The organism is Kutzneria viridogrisea DSM 43870 (assembly GCF_000525635.1).
Taxonomy (GTDB): domain Bacteria; phylum Actinomycetota; class Actinomycetes; order Mycobacteriales; family Pseudonocardiaceae; genus Kutzneria; species Kutzneria viridogrisea.
In genome coordinates this window covers 277927-295576 of record NZ_CP007155.1, presented here as the reverse complement: position 1 = coordinate 295576, position 17650 = coordinate 277927, and the positions used below count along the sequence as shown (strand labels likewise).

Genomic DNA, 17650 nt, shown 5'->3' with positions numbered 1-17650 from the left:
TGCCGTAGGCTGTCCACGGGTGTGGACTGCCGTTCAGCTGTTCTCGTGAGACGTTGACGGACTGTAGAGCCATCCGGTTCCCATGCCAACACCGGGTTACCCTAATGTGAGCTGCGATCACCCGATGTGGTGGCTCTCCGCGCATGATTGGCCACCCGGAAGTGCTCTCACCCGGCCACCACGCGCTCACGCGTAGTGTGGGGCGGGTGCGTGTGGGCAACGGTTTGGTGAAGCTGGTCGGGCTCTGCTTGCTTGCCGGTGTGCTGGTGGCGGGCATGCTGTTCCCGGCGGTGGGCGCGATGGGTGTGGTCTCCAACCGCGCCAGTGACACGGTCGACGCCACCTCGGCGGACCTGGTCACCACCGACCCGCCGCTGGTGTCGGTGGTGACCGACAAGGACAACCAGCCGATCGCCTACCTGTACCAGCAGTACCGGGTGAACACGCCGTCGAGCCAGATCTCCGACGTGATGAAGGCGGCCATCGTCGCCATCGAGGACCACCGCTTCTACGCGCACGCGGGCGTGGACTGGACCGGGACCCTGCGCGCGCTGCTGACCAACCAGGTCAGCGGCAGCACCCAGGGCGCGTCCACACTCACCCAGCAGTACGTGAAGAACTACCAGGTGCTGGTCGCCGGCCGGAACGACAAGCTCGCGCAGGACCAGGCCCAGGCGCAGACCATCGCCCGCAAGCTCAAGGAGGCGCGGGTCGCCCTGCAACTGGAGAAGAAGCTGTCCAAGGACGAGATCCTCGCCAGGTACCTCAACCTGGTGACCTTCTCCGGCAAGGTGGACGGGGTCGGCACCGCGGCCAGGGTGTTCTTCAACACCACCCCGGACAAGCTGACCATCCCGCAGGCCGCGCTGCTGGCCGGGGTGGTGAACAACCCGGTGAGCTTCAACCCGTGGGAGCACCCGGTGAAGGCCAAGCAGCGCCGCGACCAGGTGATCGACGCCATGGTCAGCACCGGCAAGATCCCCAAGGACACCGGCGAGGCGGAGAAGAAGACTGATCTGGGCGTGGTGCCCGACCCGCAGGTGCCCGGCACCGGCTGCGTGGGCATCGACCCGCAGAACGGGTTCTTCTGCGACTACGTGCAGACCTACCTCAAGCAGGCCGGGTTCTCCACCGACCAGCTGCAGACCGGCGGCTACACCATCCACACCACCCTGGACCAGAACCTGGCCAAGATCGCCAAGGCTTCGGTCGAGAAGAACGTGCCGAAGAACACCAACGGCATCGCCAACACCTTCGCGGTGGTCGAGCCGGGCCAGCAGGACCACAAGGTGCTGGCGCTGGTGGCCAACCGGGACTACGGGGTGAAGGCCGCCGACGGGCAGACCCTGAGCAACCTGCCCGCCTCGGTCAGCGACCCGTTCGGCGCGGGCTCGATCTACAAGGTGATCACCAGTACCGCGGCTATGGAACACGGCAAGGCCGGGGTCAACACGCCGCTGAGCAACCCGTCCTCGGCGCGGTTCCCGGTGCCCCAGCTGGACCCGAACTCGCACGCACCGGACTACTCGGTGAACAACCTGGGTACCAGCTACCCGAACCCGATCTCCCTTCAGCAAGGCCTGGCCACTTCGCCGAACGTGGCGTTCGTCGGCCTGCAGTTGGAGACCGGTATGTCCAACGTGCTGACCATGGCCTCACGGCTGGGCATGCGCGAGTCGATGAAGACCAACCTGTACGGGGTCACCCCAGATCCCAACGGGAGCGGCAAGGAAGCCACGCAGTCCCAGACGCAGTTCTTCCAGGACAAGCCATCGTTCACCCTGGGCGACAGCCCGCTGAGCCCGATGGAGCTGGCCAACCTCGGCGCCACGCTGATGAGCGGCGGCGTGTGGTGCCCGCCCAACCCGATCCAGGAAGTGCTGGACCACAACGGGAAGTCGGTGCAGGTGCCGCGCCAGCCCTGCGAGCAGGCGGTCAGCGGCCCCGTCGCCAACACGATGCTCACCGCGATGAGCAAGGACGACACCGGCGGCGGCACCACCGCGGGCACGGCGAAGAAGTTCAACTGGACCAGGCCGCTCGCGGGTAAGACCGGTACTGACGAGAGCAACCGGTCGGTCGGTTTCCTCGGGGTGATGCCGGGCTACGCGGTGTCCTCGCTGGTGTTCGCCGACGGCTCCAAGCCCGCTGGCATCTGCGCGACCACACCACCCCGCCTCGCCACGTCGGGCGGCGGCTGCAACGGGTTCGGTGGCACCGTGGCGGCGCCGCCGTTCTTCGACACCTTCACCCAGTACCTCAACGGGAAGCCCAACGAGAACCTGCCCGCACCGGATCCCGACTACCTGGACAAGCGGGACCACGGGCCGATCATCCCCTGGGTCGTCGGCATGAACCTCAACGACGGCACCAACACCATCAAGCAGGCCGGGTACGCCGCCGTCAACTCCACCGAGGTGAACTCCACGCAGCCCAAGGGAACCGTGATCGGGCAGACCCCCGCCGGGCTGGAGTCCAAGAGCGCACCCATCACGCTCTACGTCAGCACCGGCTTCATGCCGCAGGCTGCGGGCGCCACCTCACCGGCGCCACCGACCACCAGCAGCGCTCAGCCGGGGGGCTGACGCCCCGGCACATCAGAACAACGAGCGGGCCGGAAGTCTTCTTCCGGCCCGCTCTTCACGCGCTGCGAGATGTCAGCTCACTAACGACCTCGTGCATGGTTGGGAGATGCCAAGCGGTGACCTGGACGACCCTCTCAGGTCACCGCGACGCGACGCGGGCGCGGTCGCTGTGTTGATGGTCGGACAAGAGTCCGGCGACGGCTCGGACGGTGTGGTTGAAGGTGTCGCGGCGAACAAGGTGGCGGGCCAGCGATCGCCAGTTCTTCAGGTGGCCGATGCCGTGCTCCACGCGGATCCGTTGTGAAGAGTGGGCTTTTCGTTGCGCCGAATAATGTTTCTCGTACCAGGCTGGCGGGTTGCGGCGAAACTTGCGGTGTGGCGGTGTCACGATCGCACCGCGGGTCTGCGCACCGAGGCCCTGATATCCGGCGTCGGCCAGGATCTGGACACCGCGAGCGCCGAGCATCAGGTCGGGTAACCCGCTGTCGCGGGCTTGGGTGATGTCGGCGACCGAGCCGGGCACGGTGGCGCCGCAGAACAACACCCTGCCGTCGAGGTCGGTGACGATCATGGTCTTGATGGCGTTCCGCCTGCTCTTGCCCGAGACGAACCGGTCACGGTCGACCGTGTTCACCGCCGGACGCCGCACCCGCACCTCCGTGGCATCCAGAATCGCGCCCGAACCGGTAGCGCCCAGGTGGTCGACGACCTCCGCCAAGGTCCGCAGCCGCTGGCCATCTGCGACCCGGCACCCGCGCTCGGCCAAAATCGGACGAACCTCGTTGATCGCCCGCGTGATCGTGGACCGATCCACCCCGAACCACGCGGCCAGCACGTCGTGGGTGACACCATGACGAAGGTGCACCAGCGTGGCCAGCAGACGGTCGATGAACACCAACCGGTACCTCGCCCCAGCACCCACCGCGCGCACCCGCGGCCGAGCCGCACGTCGCGAATCCTGCCGGGCCAGCCACACCGGGCCGACCTCGGACACCAACTCGACGATCACCTGGGCCGACAGACCCGTTACCCGACGATTCGACACCACCGCCACACGCCCCACACCAAGATCATCTCAGCACGGCATCTCCCAACCATGCACGAGGTCGTTAGGCACCGCAGTACGGAACTCCGCGGCCAGCCCATTCGTCTCGCGATCCAGTGGCGAGGTAGTAGTCGGGAAACCAATCGCGACTACCGTCCTCATGCACTCCGGTCGTGAACCAGTAGCTGTCACCGTGAACGTCTCCACCTGGGGCCCAGCAGTAGAGTAACATCTCCTCATCATTCTTGACACAGGAAGCACACTTGACAGGAAAATTCGTCCCCGGGTTGGTGTAGGTGTCCAACCCATCGAGCCCAGGTGGAACGAGCGCATGAGTGCACCACTTGACCGATGGCGTCCAGTTGCACGAGTGTATGTCACCGGCGTAGGGACCTGCATACGCCAGCGAGCCAGTACCCATCAGGGCAAAAATTGACAGGGCGGCAGTGGCAAAGACGCCAGCCAAACGCCGCCTCGGCCTCAATTTCGAAAATCCTGTAGACACAGCGAATCACCTTCCACCTATCTTATCAACCACTCAGGAACTCTGAATTTCAACAGAAGAGGCAAGCCCCTACTGCGGCAGGTACCACACACTACTCCTATCAAAAGAATCGAAACCTAAACAAGGCGCATTACTTCACGGGCCGCAGTTCCTTACCTCGTCGACCGAAGGCACCGCCAGGGCTAGCTTGCAAGCGAGATGTTCTTCTTCACATCAACGCCGCGCACAGTTGCCGGCAAGCCCTCAGGACACTTCAGATCAGCCATATCAATCTGGCCAGAAATACCGACCATTCCGGAATAATGGACGCAGAGCCTCACTGCGACCTGCTTGTAGTCCCCACCGCCACCCGCCTCACCGCTACCCACGATGGCAAAATCGGCAAAAAATCTGGACGAAGAATCAGAACCACTATTCAGCAGCGTCGTGGAGGCAATCGTTTCGTCACCAACGATCTCCTTCAGCGTATCGGCAAGCGGCTTCTTCTGCAGGTCCTGACGCAGTTTGTCCCGCACCTCTCCCGCATACTTTCGCACACCGGCGGCGGCTGCGGACAGTGCTCGCGATTCGCTTGACTCAGCCCAGTCCCCGCAGCTCGTCACCGCAAGCACAAGTACACACACGAGCACTGCCCGCATCTTCATGATCAGATACCCATCTGCCTCAGGGTCGAAGTTGCCACTCCAGCGTAGATCGCCGCGCCCCCCACTGTGGGATGCAGGGTCTGGGCAGATTTAACACCTGTTTCGTCGCCACGCGTGAGCGTCACCACTATCCCATGAATTTCGGCCGGATCACCGCACGCAGCCTTCCCCGCAAATGCGCCACGCGGGTCGGAGAATGCCACATCAATCCCCCTGGAGTGCGCAGTCGACGCAGCCTTCGAGATCACCTCGTTCATGAGGTCCGCCATCTGATTGAGCCAGGGCGCCTCAGCGGTGCCAATGAGTGGGATGCACGAGCCGTAGCGCTCGAGCAGTCGCGGATACCCCATTACAAGGATCTTCGCATGCGGAGCGGCATTTTTAACAGCCTCTATGAGGCCTTCCACGGCAGGCCCAACTACGTTGTTCAATCGATCAGGAAGGGAAACCTTCATCGGCTGAGGGTCACCTTCAAGGTTTCCATCCTGACACACTTCAACAAGATCAAAGACACATTTCGTCATCACATCGGTGAACCGCGCGTCATTACCGCCCACAGAGAACGTCACCAAGGTGGTATTCTGATCCAAGTAACCTTGGTCTAACTGCGATCCTTCGCTGTACTGACCGGCGGTCAGCATCGTTCCCGTGGTAGCCCCACTGCACGCGGACATATGGTAATCGAGTGAGGAGTCGAACTCATCAGCTCGAAGACCAATTGACGTAGCAGGGTTGTCCTTCAGCGTGGCGCCTCGAGACCACGAATAGCGTGAACGGTGACAGGCGTCCCTGAATCGTGGATCGTCGCCGTCAGAACTCATACGCCCATCATGGTCACTGGAGCGGTAGTAATCCCAGGCCCCGTCGACCGGATCGTTGCTGGCCCCTTCGCCAGAGGCATACGAGTCACCAAGGGCCACGACCTGGTTGGCTGGCTTGCCAGGTAGTGGCTGGAATGCCACTGCATCCCAGACCACACCAAGCTCACCCTCAGGCCAGTTGGTTCCCAGCATTGCGTGGCTCAGGTTGTCCAATGAGACGCTGGGGGTGGTGCCGTTGAAGTTGAAAGCCCCCAACGACTCCCAGTGCCCAGGTGCCGGCTTCCGCTTATCGTCGAGGTAGTTGCCCTCGACGACCGACCGAGCCGGCGACGAACTGTCACTGCCGTGCACCGTGTAGAAGGCCTGCGGGGTCATCGCGCCGTGATCTGGGATGTAGACGAGCACCCTGGCCCAGTTGAGCTGCCTGTTCAGCGTCCAAGTCCCGGTCACCGCATGTTTGGCGTTGTCACTGTTGTTGCGCCACGTGTGGGCGGTCCACATGTGCCCGCCGAAACCGGAGTCCAGCTGATGGAAGTCGATCTTCGACGGGTACTGACCCGAGGCATCGGAAGCGAAGGCGAAGGACAGACTGCCTTGGCTGGTGAAATTCTTGGCGCAGCCCGACTGCGTCCGCACGTCAGCACTGACGTCGTCGATGACGAGAGCGCCTGACGGCAGACCAGCCGTGGAGCAGTCGGCGTTGTACAGCCGATAGGCAGTGGGTTCAGCGGTACCGGGCTGGAATCGGACGTTCTCGGTACCGAAACCCTTGTTCTGCCAGGAGACCGCGCTGTGCCAGTAGCAGGCGAGGTCGTCGCGCTGACAGTGACTTCCCGGGTCACCAGGGTACTGAGACGGCATGTGAATCTTGCTCATATCACAGTTGTTGTCCGCAGTGCAGAACGTACCCGCAGCGGGGACAATCGGCAGCCCTGCGGGGAAGTTGGCCTTGACGAAGGTCTGCGCGTAGGTCCCCGACCGCCAGTCGTAGCGGGTCAACGAGTGGCTGGCCCACCCCATGATCCGCTCCGGGTAGGACCAACTCCCCGGGTGCTTGGCGTCGATGCAGTTGCCCTTGGGGTCCTTCCCGTTGTCGTCACAAGGCGTTGTATTCTCACCGAACACGTCGCGGTCCTGGGTGAAGTCCTCGTTCACGACGTTGTTGCTCCAGCCGAGACCAAAGGCGTCAGGCTTGCTGTAAGGGTCGTTCGGGTCGTTGGCAGCGTGCCAACCACCGTTGTAGGCCCACAGCGCGAACCACCAGTTCTCGATCACACTCGGGTCGGCGTTGTTCGCGACGACTCCCAGAGCCTTCATCTGGTTCCACTTGTCCTGCAAGATCTCAAGTCCTGCTGCCACGTTGGCCGCGTAGTCGACCGTCAGGGCGACCTGCTGCTGGTAGCTGTAGACGTTCTGCCCCACCTGCATCCCCGTGGTCACCTGAGTCGCACCGTAGCCGCAGTCAGCGTTGTTGAAGTCGACGCGGTCCACGCCGACTCCGCGCCCGTAGAAACCCCCCTGCTCGAAGTTGCCGCTCTCGCCGTCAACGGCCTTGGGACTGGCCTGCCACAGGTTCGATTCCTGAGCCATGATGCCAAGCAGGACCTGAGCTGGGACCTGACCGCCGCCAGTCAACGGGTGCGGTGGGAACATGCCTTGCGGCGTGTAGGCCGGGAGGTTGGACCCGTTGTAGCCAGCGGGGCGTTGCACGTTCAACGCTCCCTTCACCGCGAGGTCGGCTGCCCACTCAGCCATGTCAGGGGTTTCCTGCAAGGACTGGATCTTCGGGTCGTTCCTGGGGATAGCGCACTTGCGGTTCGGATCGGTGGTGTCGTGCGAAGGATCGCCAGCAGCACGGTCCAAGCTCCGGCCCACCCCTCCAGGCAGAGCTGGCGAGGGCGCAAGTCCTTGTGCTACGTGCTTCGGATTGGGCGTGGCGATGAACTCAGGCTTCGCGCCAGTGGCGGTCGCAATGGTCCTGATCCTGATCGGCAGGACTACACCTGGCTGTGCACCAGAAGGCTTCCCTGCGGCATTATACTGGTTAGTCGTTGCGGTAACCGCAAGCTGCCCTTGAGTTGACATCTCGGAGTCGGCTGGCGCGTTCACTGTCGCCCAACCTGCTGGCAACGCGTCCGAGCGCAAGTCATGGCCCGCGTTCGGACCAACCGCGTAGACACGGCCACCACCTGAGTGCAGCCGCACTGTCTTCTCGGGTACAGACCCCAGCACGTGGTCAACCGTCCCGATGATGCGGTGCAGGTCAGCCTTGCCGTCGTGCTGCACCTCGAAGGCGACGCCGCCACCACTGTCGACACCAAGCCGGAACGGAGTCGCCTTCTCCACCGCGAGGTTCGTGAGCGAACCGTTCTTGCCGACCGCCACCAAATTGTTCCCCTTGGCTGCCACCAGACCTGAGTTGGTCGGCACCGCAGAGGTGACCTGTCCAACGACCTCCACCTTGTCCATCACAGCCCCGGCTGCGGTATCGACTGTCAGCAGCCGCGACACATACTTGCCCGCTACGGTTTCTGCTTGCGTGAACACAGCTTGCTCACCAGAGCCGCACCCCGGGTTGTAGTAGGCGAGCGAGACGGTGTCGGCAAGTTTGATCACCGTACCTGAATCGAGATCAACAATCGCGGCAAGCGCACCCCTGCCGAAGGTATTGACGTGGTTGACTGCCTGTCGCGGCGAGTAGGCAACTACGGCCCGTCTTCCTGAACCAGTGAGACATGCCTGTCCGATCCACTGGTCGACCTCCGTGCCAGGCTCAGCGAGAGTGGCGGCAGTGCGCCAGGTGTAGCCGTCCTTGGCATCGGCCACCAGCACGTGCAATCCAGTCGCGTCGCCCTGGGTGGTCACAGCACGGTCCCGAGAGGACTGCCACCCGTTGGTCAACACCCGATCTCTTTGGTCTGCCGGAATTGTCGAACGCTGGTCGGACACAACGGGTGATTGCGTGCTCGATGGCGGCAGTATGGGAACGGCGTGTGCGATCGCGCTAGTCATCACGAGCGGCAGACTCACGGCGACTGCAGATATGAGATATCGACTGAACTGCAAGTTTCCCCCTTGATACCACCGCTTCTGTTGACACAGCAGGAAGTTCGGCCGATTGCGTATACCGCACGCAAGAACTAGGCCGAGGATCCGTCGAGCACAGCGAGGCACCGCATAGAGATCGAGTCAAGAACAGAAAGAAGCCCGAATGATCAATAAGTGAACTGTGCAACGGAAACGACACGACGCACGAGAACTAACATGATCATCCCCCGATGGTCCGAGCGGGATCCGAAGTCCCAACGACCTCAGTCAAGTGCAGCGGACGTGCCCGAACAACCCGCCATTCGGGTTAACGATACGAAATCGGCCGCACACGCAGAGTAGCGCGCACGGCCGAAGCCGGAAGAAAAGCGACAGGTCCTCAGTTCATCAGTTTCGACTTCACCAGACCCGCCACCCGGCCGCCCTCGGCCCGGCCCGCGACCTTGGCGTTGGCCAGCTTCATGACCTGGCCCATCTGCTTGGGCCCGGGCTTGTCGCCCAGCTCGGCCTGCACCTCGGCGACGGCCTGGTCGACCAGCGCGGCCAGCTCGGCTTCGTCCAGCTGGGTCGGCAGGTACTCCTTGAGCACCTCCGCCTCGGCCACCTCGGCCTCGGCCTGCTCCTTGCGGCCCGCGTTGGCGAACGCCTCGGCGGCCTCGTTGCGCTTCTTGACCTCGCGGGCGAGCACCTTGAGCACCTCGTCGTCGGACAGCTCGCGCGCGACGCTGCCCGCCACCTCCTCGGTGGTCAGCGCGGCCAGCGCCATCCGCAGGGTGGCCAGCCGGGTGGCCTCCTTGGCCTTCATCGCCGCCGTCAGGTCAGCCCTCAGTCGTGCCTTCAACTCCGCCATGGCGCAAGACGCTACCGCCTCGGCGGCCGCCGACCCGATCGAGTAAACGCCCCACCGGCCGCGCCCGTACCCTGGAGGGTGTGAAGACCTTCGGTCGGGTGGTCCTGGGAACGGCTGCGCTGGGCGCGGCCACGATCGGCTACGCCTCGCTCATCGAGCGAACACGGTGGACACTGCGCGAGGCCACCGTCCCGGTGCTGGCCGAGGGTTCGGCCCCACTGCGCGTGCTGCACATCTCAGACCTGCACATGATGCCGGGTCAGCGGTCCAAGCAGCGCTGGGTGGCGGAGCTCGCGCGGCTGCAGCCGGACCTGGTGGTCAACACCGGGGACAACCTGGCGCACCGGCTCGCCGTGCCCGCCGTGGTGCGCGCGCTCGGCCCGCTGCTGGAGCTGCCCGGCCTGTTCGTGTTCGGCAGCAACGACTACTACGCGCCCAAGCCGAAGAACCCGGCCCGCTACCTGATGCCGAAGAAGCGCAAGAAGCGCATCCACGGCGTGCCGCTGCCCTGGCGGGACCTGCGTGCCGCCTTCGTGGAGCACGGCTGGGTGGACCTGACCCACGTGCGCGAGTCGATCACCGTCGGGGGCCGGACCATCGTGGTGTCCGGGGTGGACGACCCGCATCTCAAGCGGGACCGCTACGAGGAGATCGCCGGACAGCCCGACCCAACCGCGAACCTGCGGCTGGGGCTGACCCACTCCCCGGAGCCCCGCGTGCTGGACCTGTTCGCGGCCGACGGCTACGACCTGGTGATGGCCGGGCACACGCACGGCGGACAGCTCCGGCTGCCCGGCTACGGCGCGATCGTCACCAACTGCGAACTCGACCGGGCCCGGGCCCGCGGGGTCTCCCGCTGGGGCACGCACACCTGGCTGCACGTCTCCGCCGGGCTGGGCACCTCGCCCTACACCCCGGTGCGCTTCGCCTGCCCGCCGGAGGCGAGCCTGCTCACCCTGGTGCCGCGCAGCAACTCCGCAGGTCAGAAGGGTTCCGGCAGCGCTAGGGAGACCCGATTCGGAGCTGGCGCGGACATCGGCTAGACTTCTCCTCGTTCGTCCAGCCGGGGTGTGGCGCAGTTTGGTAGCGCGCTTCGTTCGGGACGAAGAGGTCGCAGGTTCAAATCCTGTCACCCCGACGGAAAAAGCGGGTCAGCTCATGCTGGCCCGCTTTTTCGTTGTCCCGAGCAGGTCCCCGCCCACCGCGAGGAATCGCCGCCGGACCTGTTCGCGCAGGGTGACCCGGACAACGCCCGCAGGCTGCTCGCCGTGATGCACGCGGTCGGCGACTACTGGCGAGTGCAAACCAGTTGAAGCCGTTCGTCAGGACGAAGTTGCTGCGCAGGGCGGATCACGCGATGGGGCGGTACCGGTCGATGCAGTTCCGGGTGGGAAATCCGGATCCGACGGGGGTTGAGCTGATGACTATCCGAGTTCTTGGCGCGCTGGCGGCTGTCGTGGTGACGGCGGGCTGGCTGGCGGTACCGGCCGGGGCGACGAGGAGCACGGTGCCGTGCGACGCGCAGGGCCTGGCGAGAGCACTGGGTGGGGCGAGCAGCGGGGCGAGCATCACGCTGGCGCCGCACTGCACGTACCGGCTGACCGAGGCGTTGCCGGTGATCGGGGTGAACCTGACGATCAACGGCAACGGGGCGACGATCAGCCGGGTGGCCAAGGCGCCGGCGTTCCGGGTGCTGCACGTGGGTCAGGTCGTGGCGACCATCACCGACCTGGAGGTCAGCGGGGGTCTCGCGGAGCCGGGCGGCAGCGGCGGGGGCATCCTGAACGACGGGGTGCTGACCTTGGACCACGTGGTGGTCACCGGCAACCGGGCCGGGGACGGCCTCGCGGGCGGCTACGGCAACGGCGGGTCGGGCGGCGGCGTGTTCAGCAGCGCGCGGACCACTCTGACCATGACCAACAGCACGGTGTCGGGCAACGCGGCGGGCGCGGGTGGCGCCGACGGCACGGGGCAGACGGCGCCCGGGGCGGGCGGCAGGGGTGGCGGCATCGGGCTGGAGCTGGCCACGTTGACGCTGACCGGCAGCCGGGTGACGGGCAACAGGGCGGGCGCGGGTGGCGCGGGACGGCCGGGTCCGGACGCCAGCCACGGCGGGGGCAACGGGGCCTCCGGCGGGGACGGCGGCGGCATCAGCCTGCTCGGCAAGGGCTCGGTGAGCGTGCGGGACAGCTCCGTGTGCGAGAACACGGCGGGCGCTGGCGGCAAGGGCGGGGACACAGCGGGCGGTGGAGCGGGCTGGGGCGGGGTGGCGGGCAGCGGGGGCGGCCTGAGCCTGGGCTTCAACTCGACGAACGTGGTCGAGCGCAGCACGGTGTGCCGCAACACGGCCGGGCGTGGCGGGGACGCCGGTGCGGGCACGCCGGGCATGCGCATCGCGGCGGCCGGGGGCTTCGCGGGCGGGCTGAACCTGATGCCGGGGTCCACACTGGCCGTGCGGGACAGCGCGCTGACCGGCAACGCCACCGGGGAGGCGGGCAAGGGTGACCCTGCGGAGTACACCAACTCCGGCGGGGCGGTGCTGAGCAGCGGGGACCTGACGATCACCGGCGGCTCGATCACCGGCAACCACAGCCACTACGGCGGCGGGGCGATCGAACAGCAGTCCCCGCGCAGGTCCACCGCGGCCTTCCACATCGACGGGCTGCGGATCAGCGGCAACACGGCGGGCGGCCCGGGTGGCGGCATCGACCTCTCGCAGGCCACCAACACCGTGAACACCCTGCGGGACAGCGAGGTCACCGGCAACACGGCGGCCAGCGGCGGCGGGCTGGAACTGGCGGCGTCCAACACCGTGGACCTCACTGGTTCCACGATCAGGGGCAACCACCCGGACGACTGCGCGCCGACAACCTGCGTAAGCGCGTGACGGCTGTACAGACGTCAGGCAGGATCAGCGTGTGACGACCACACACCCCGCAGCGCAGGTGCCCGACCGGCTCTTCGACGACCCGGAGGCCGAGCGCCGCTGGCGCGCCAGGTTCACCGCACACCGGGTGTCGCTGCCCGACTGGGCGCTGGAGGCGCCGGACCGCTGCCTGTACGTGTCCAACGCCAGCGGGGTGTGGGAGATCTACGCCTGGGACCGGTCCACCGACACGCACCGCCAGGTCACCGACCGGCCCAACGGGACCTCGCACGCCACGGTGAGCCCGGACGGCGAGCAGATCTGGTGGTTCAACGACACCGACGGGGACGAGTTCGGCAGCTGGGTGGTGGAGCCCTACGGCGGCCTGCCTTCGGGCTCCACCGCCCAGCCCGCGGTGCCGGGCGTGCACGACGGTTACCCGGCCGGGCTGCAACTGGGCCTGAAGGTGACGGCCGTGGGCGCGTCCACCGACGACGGCACGACGATATGGGTCACCCGGGGCGGTCCGGCCGAGGTGGTCTACACCAGCGAGCACGACGGCGGGGTGTCGGCCCTGTCCCGGGACGAGACCCTGCTGGCGATCTCGCACTCCGAGCACGGGGACTCCCGGCACCCCGCGTTGCGCGTGATCACGGTGGACGGGGCGGAGACCGTCGCGGAGAAGTGGGACGGCGAGGGCAAGGGCCTGGACGCCATCGCGTTCTGCCCGGTGGCCGGGGACTCCCGGCTGCTGGTCTCGCACGAGCGCCGGGGCCGCGAGGAGCTGCTGATCTGGGACGTGCGCGCGGACACCGAGACCGAGCTGGTGATCGACCTGCCCGGCGAGGTCTCCGCCGACTGGTACACCGACGGCCGTGCGCTGTTGATCGCGCACACCCACCAGTCGCGCAACACCTTGCACCGCTACGACCTCGACACCCACACTCTGTCCACTTTGCACACTCCTAACGGGACGATCGGCTCGGCGGGCACGCGGCCGGACGGCACCGTGGAGTACTCCTGGTCCAACGCGTCGCGCCCCTCGGTGGTGCGCGCGCTGTTCACCGACGGCACGGACCGCGTGCTGCTGGAGCCGCCAGGCGAGAAGGCCCCGCACTCCGAGCCGCTGACCGACGCCTTCGTGCCGACCACCGGCGGCGAGGTGCACGCGCTGGTGGCCCGGCCCGCCGACGCGCCGGAGGGCCCGCTGCCCACGGTGTTCGCCATCCACGGCGGCCCGCACGCCGCCGACGAGGACCGGTTCTCGGCCTACCGCGCGGTGTGGCTGGACGCCGGTTTCGCCGTGGTGCACGTGAACTACCGCGGCTCCACCGGCTACGGCTCGGTGTGGCGCGACGCCATCGAGGGCAGGCCCGGGCTGACCGAGCTGGAGGACATCGCGGCGGTGCAGGACTGGGCGGTCGCCAGCGGACTGGCCGACCCGGCCCGATGCGTGATCAACGGGGCCTCCTGGGGCGGCTACCTGAGCCTGCTCGCGCTGGGCGTGCAGCCCGAGCGCTGGGCGGCCGGGGTGGCCGGGGTGCCGGTCGCCGACTACGTGGCCGCCTACGAGGACGAGATGGAACCGCTGCGCGCCTTCGACCGGGCGCTGTTCGGCGGCTCCCCGCAGGACCTGCCCGAGCTGTACGAGCAGTGCTCACCCCTGACCTACGTGGACCAGGTCAGGGCACCGCTGATCGTGCTGGCCGGGGAGAACGACCCGCGCTGCCCGATCAGGCAGATCGACAACTACCTGGACCGGCTGGCCGAGCGCGGTGCCCCGTACGAGGTGTACCGCTACGAGGCTGGTCACGGCTCCCTGGTGGTCGCCGAGACCATCAAGCAGACCGCGATCGAGGTGGACTTCACACGCCGGGTGCTCGGCTGAGTGTGAAATACGGAGGCAACTGTCAGACCTTGGCCGTAACGTGCTGTGCGTGGATCGAACGGATCGGTTACACGCGCTCGTGGAGCAGTTGAGGGAGTCGACGCCGGTCCCGTGCAGTGCCCGGTCGCTGGCCAAGCGGTACGGCGTCTCGGTGCGCACGGTGCTGCGCGACATCAGCATGTTGCAACAGGCGGGGGTGCCCATCTCCGCATCGATCGGCAGGCAGGGCGGGTACGTGCTGGAACAGGCCCGGGCCCTGCCGCCGATCACGGTGACCCAGGGGGAGGCGATCGCCGTGGTCGTGGCGCTGCGCGCGCTGCGCGACGAGAGACTCGACGGCGCGGCCCGTGCCGCGCTGGACAAGGTGCTCGCGGTGATGCCGCGCACCGACGTGGAACAGGCGGTGGCCGCGGGTCGCAGAGCCAGCTAGTGCGGTGTCCAGCAGCCCGCTGACACCGCACTAGCCGATCGCGGCCAGCAGGCGCCGCAGCAGGTCGGCCAGCTGCTCGCGGTCGGCCTCGGAGAACTCGGCGAGCGCCTCGCGCTGCACGTCGAGCCCCTTCACCACGGCTTCGTCCACAATGGACAGACCGCGTTCGGTCAGCGTCACCAGCTGCCCGCGCCGGTCGGCCGGGTCGGGTGAGCGGCTGACCAGGCCCGCGCGCTCCAGCTTGTCCAGGCGACCGGTCATGCCGCCGGTGGTCAGCATCAGCGTGGCCGAGAGGCGGCCGGGGGTCAGCCGGTACGGGTCCCCGGAGCGGCGCAACGTGGCCAGCACGTCGAACTCGCCTCGGCCGATGCCGAACTCGGCGTAGGCCTGCTCGGCGCGCTCCCCGCCCAGCTTGGCGATGCGGAAGACGCGGCCGAACACGGCCATCGGCAGCGTGGCCAGTTCGGGGCGCTCGACGGCCCACTGGGCGATGATCCGGTCCACGTCGTCCATGGCCGGATCATCGCACGGGGGTGAGTAGCTTGCGGGCAAGCTAGTGTCCTGCGCCGGAAATCCGCCTACAAAATCGGGCGAGTGACTCGAGGATCTCTTCGGCGGTCTTGGTCCAGATGAACGGCCGTGGATGGGTGTTCCAGTCAGCGATCCAGACGCGGATGTCCTTCTCCAGCGCTTGGACGCTGCGGTGGGTACCTCGGGTGATCTTCTGGTCGCTGAGAAAGCCGAACCAGCGTTCGACCTGGTTGATCCACGATGATCCGGTCGGGGTGAAGTGCATGCGGAACCTGGGGTGCTTGGCCAGCCAGGCCTTGATCGCCGGGGTCTTGTGAGTGCCGTAGTTGTCACAGACCAGGTGGACGGCCAGCTCCGCCGGGACCGTCTTGTCGATCGTGATGAGGAACTTCTTGAACTCGGCGGCCCGGTGCTGACGATGCAACTCGGCGATCACCGTGCCATCGGCGACGTCGAACGCGGCGAACAGGCTGGTGATGCCATTGCGGGCGTAGTCATGTGTGCGCCGCTCAGGCATACCCGGCATCATCGGCAGCACCGGCTGGGAGCGGTCCAGTGCCTGGATCTGACTCTTCTCGTCCACGCACAGCACCACCGCCCGCTCGGGCGGATTGTGGTACAGGCCAACGACATCGACGACCTTCTCCACGAACAATGGATCGGTCGAGAGCTTGAAGGTCTCGGCACGGTGGGGTTTGAGCCCGAAATCGCGCCAGATCCGGCCGATGGTCGACTTGCTCAGCCCGGACTTCTCCGCCATCGACGCCCGAGACCAGTGTGTGGCGTTGCGCGGGGTCTCCTCCAGAGTCGCCACGATCACCTCTTCGACCTGGTCCACCGTGATCGACGGCGGACGGCCCGGCCGTTCCTCATCGACCAGGCCCTCCAGCCGATGCTGGAGAAATCGCCTGCGCCACTTGGTCACCGTCGACGGGTGAACCCGAAGATCCTCGGCGATCTGCTTGCCTGGCAGGCCGTCCGCGCACGCCAGCACAATCCTGCACCGCTGTGCCAGCACCTGCGACGACTTCGCCCGCCGCGCCCACCGTTCCAGCGTTACCCGCTCCTGCTCGGTCAACGTCACCTCAGCAGGAGGACGTCCAATCCGCGCCATCAACCCAGACTAGACTTATGTGGCGGATTTCCGGCGCACGACACTAGTGCGGTGTCCAGCAACCCTCGCCGGTCCTTCCGCGCCCAGGCGGCGCCTCGCCGCACCGCCCCCGCGCCCCCATACAACCAGTATGAAGACGCGGGGCCGGCACGCCGATCCATCCACCTGGACCGCGAAATCACCCGACGAGGGTCTTGGACACCGCACTACCTCACACAGTGGCCTCCAGGGCGACCTCGATGTTGCCGCGGGTGGCGTTGGAGTACGGGCAGATCTGGTGCGCACCGGCAACCAGCTGGTCGGCCTGGCCCTGCTCCAGGCCCGGCAGGTGTGCGGACAGCGCCACCGACAGCTGGAAGCCACCGCCGTCCACTGAGTGCAGGTTGACCTTGGCGTTGATCGAGGTCTCGCCCAGCTTCACCGACTGCTGGCGGGCCACCACCTGCAACGCGCTGTGGAAACAGGCCGCGTAGCCCGCCGCGAACAGCTGCTCGGGGTTGGTCTTGTCGCCGCCGGGGCCGCCCAGCTCCTTCGGCACGGCCAGGACCTCGTCGATGACCCCGTCGGAGGAGCGGACCTCCCCGTTGCGGCCTTCCCCGACGGCTACGGCCTCCGCGGTGTACAGCACTGACATGGCGTTGCTCCTCTTCGAGCGAGTACGGGGTGCAGGCCCCAGCCTGCTGCCCCGTGCAACGCCACGCACCTCGAGATCCACTCCCGCTGGTGACAGACCTCACCGGGTGGCGAACTCGACCACCTGCCTGCCGATCGTGCGCAGCGACTCGGCGACCTGCTCCTCGCTGCACCCGCCCTCGGCGTCGAAGCGCACCTGCACGGTGTTGATCGCCGAGCCCAGAGGGGTCGGCCAGCCGCGCAGCGCGTGCACGATGGCCCGCAGCGCGCTCAGCGTGGTCACGCTGGCCTGCCAGCCCGCGGCCGTGGTCGCGCAGCCAACGGCCCTGCCGTCCAGGTAGGGCCGCACGTCGGTGCGCAGGTCCTCCACGTAGTCCAGGGCGTTCTTCACCAGCCCGGACAGGGAGCCGTGGTAGCCCGGCGACACGAGCACCACCCCGTCGGCCTCGCGCAGCAGGTCCACCAGCCGCTTGGCCGCCTCCGGCCGCTCGGACTCGGACGGGTCGTAGAAGGGCAGCACCAGGTCGGCGCCGGTCAGCGCGGTGACCGTGGCCCCGGCTTCCCGCGCACCCGAGAGCGCCACCTTCAGCGCGAGCTCGGACTGCGAGCCGGGCCGCAGCGACCCGCCGATGCCAACCACCCTGACCGTCATGACAGGCGATCCTCCCACCTCGTCCGCCGCTGTCGAGG

The 17650-nt window shown here is 66.8% G+C and carries 13 protein-coding genes and 1 tRNA gene; 6 read left to right on the top strand and 8 right to left on the bottom strand.

What is annotated here, in order from left to right:
- The first annotated feature begins 206 nt into the window (after window positions 1-206).
- A complete protein-coding gene (locus KALB_RS01470; RefSeq protein WP_025353947.1) occupies window positions 207-2585 on the top strand; it encodes a penicillin-binding protein in 2379 nt (792 codons plus the stop codon).
- Window positions 2586-2724: 139 nt separating this feature from the next.
- Here KALB_RS01470 and KALB_RS01465 read toward each other — a convergent pair whose 3' ends face one another.
- From KALB_RS01465 to KALB_RS01455, 4 genes are all read right to left on the bottom strand, one after another.
- The gene (locus KALB_RS01465) at window positions 2725-3648 is read right to left on the bottom strand and encodes a transposase family protein (protein WP_025353946.1); all 924 of its coding nucleotides are present in this window, start codon (window positions 3646-3648) and stop codon (window positions 2725-2727) included.
- Window positions 3649-4317: 669 nt separating this feature from the next.
- On the bottom strand, window positions 4318-4650 hold the full coding sequence (locus tag KALB_RS46230) for a hypothetical protein (protein ID WP_148309319.1): 333 nt from the start codon (window positions 4648-4650) through the stop codon (window positions 4318-4320).
- Window positions 4651-4781: 131 nt separating this feature from the next.
- Complete coding sequence (locus KALB_RS01460; RefSeq protein WP_158510699.1) at window positions 4782-8432, bottom strand: SGNH/GDSL hydrolase family protein; 3651 nt, start codon at window positions 8430-8432, stop codon at window positions 4782-4784.
- Window positions 8433-9027: 595 nt separating this feature from the next.
- Complete coding sequence (locus KALB_RS01455; RefSeq protein ID WP_025353944.1) at window positions 9028-9498, bottom strand: GatB/YqeY domain-containing protein; 471 nt, start codon at window positions 9496-9498, stop codon at window positions 9028-9030.
- A gap of 80 nt (window positions 9499-9578) precedes the next feature.
- Here KALB_RS01455 and KALB_RS01450 point away from each other — a divergent pair, with 80 nt between their 5' ends.
- The 5 genes from KALB_RS01450 (at window position 9579) to KALB_RS44985 (ending at window position 14682) form a co-directional block, all read left to right on the top strand.
- Window positions 9579-10541, top strand: a complete 963-nt coding sequence (locus KALB_RS01450; protein ID WP_025353943.1) for a metallophosphoesterase — start codon at window positions 9579-9581, stop codon at window positions 10539-10541.
- 21 nt (window positions 10542-10562) lie between these two features.
- Window positions 10563-10636: transfer RNA gene (locus KALB_RS01445), tRNA-Pro, on the top strand.
- A 282-nt stretch (window positions 10637-10918) separates the two neighbouring features.
- Entirely contained in the window at window positions 10919-12385 is a 1467-nt protein-coding gene (locus KALB_RS01440; protein ID WP_148309317.1) for a hypothetical protein, read from the top strand.
- A gap of 31 nt (window positions 12386-12416) precedes the next feature.
- Window positions 12417-14252, top strand: coding sequence for a S9 family peptidase (locus tag KALB_RS01435; RefSeq protein ID WP_025353941.1), 1836 nt, complete (start codon window positions 12417-12419; stop codon window positions 14250-14252).
- A gap of 49 nt (window positions 14253-14301) precedes the next feature.
- A complete protein-coding gene (locus tag KALB_RS44985; protein WP_025353940.1) occupies window positions 14302-14682 on the top strand; it encodes a helix-turn-helix transcriptional regulator in 381 nt (126 codons plus the stop codon).
- A gap of 30 nt (window positions 14683-14712) precedes the next feature.
- On the opposite strand, the gene KALB_RS01425 is transcribed toward KALB_RS44985, so the two are convergent.
- From KALB_RS01425 to KALB_RS01410, 4 genes are all read right to left on the bottom strand, one after another.
- The gene (locus KALB_RS01425) at window positions 14713-15195 is read right to left on the bottom strand and encodes a MarR family winged helix-turn-helix transcriptional regulator (RefSeq protein WP_030109517.1); all 483 of its coding nucleotides are present in this window, start codon (window positions 15193-15195) and stop codon (window positions 14713-14715) included.
- A gap of 40 nt (window positions 15196-15235) precedes the next feature.
- Window positions 15236-16327: an IS630 family transposase gene (locus KALB_RS01420; RefSeq protein ID WP_025353938.1), complete on the bottom strand. Its 1092-nt coding sequence runs from the start codon at window positions 16325-16327 to the stop codon at window positions 15236-15238.
- A gap of 211 nt (window positions 16328-16538) precedes the next feature.
- On the bottom strand, window positions 16539-16961 hold the full coding sequence (locus tag KALB_RS01415) for an organic hydroperoxide resistance protein (protein WP_030108898.1): 423 nt from the start codon (window positions 16959-16961) through the stop codon (window positions 16539-16541).
- A gap of 99 nt (window positions 16962-17060) precedes the next feature.
- A complete protein-coding gene (locus KALB_RS01410) occupies window positions 17061-17612 on the bottom strand; it encodes an NADPH-dependent FMN reductase (RefSeq protein ID WP_030108897.1) in 552 nt (183 codons plus the stop codon).
- Between the last annotated feature and the right edge of the window lie 38 nt (window positions 17613-17650).

Bases quoted from the DNA above. Each gene is read 5' to 3' on its own strand.
- KALB_RS01455 (WP_025353944.1), bottom strand. From the start codon at position 9,498: ATGGCGGAGTTGAAGGCACGACTGAGGGCTGACCTGACGGCGGCGATG.
- KALB_RS01440 (WP_148309317.1), top strand. From the start codon at position 10,919: ATGACTATCCGAGTTCTTGGCGCGCTGGCGGCTGTCGTGGTGACGGCG.
- KALB_RS01425 (WP_030109517.1), bottom strand. From the start codon at position 15,195: ATGGACGACGTGGACCGGATCATCGCCCAGTGGGCCGTCGAGCGCCCC.
- KALB_RS01420 (WP_025353938.1), bottom strand. From the start codon at position 16,327: ATGGCGCGGATTGGACGTCCTCCTGCTGAGGTGACGTTGACCGAGCAG.
- KALB_RS01415 (WP_030108898.1), bottom strand. From the start codon at position 16,961: ATGTCAGTGCTGTACACCGCGGAGGCCGTAGCCGTCGGGGAAGGCCGC.
- KALB_RS01410 (WP_030108897.1), bottom strand. From the start codon at position 17,612: ATGACGGTCAGGGTGGTTGGCATCGGCGGGTCGCTGCGGCCCGGCTCG.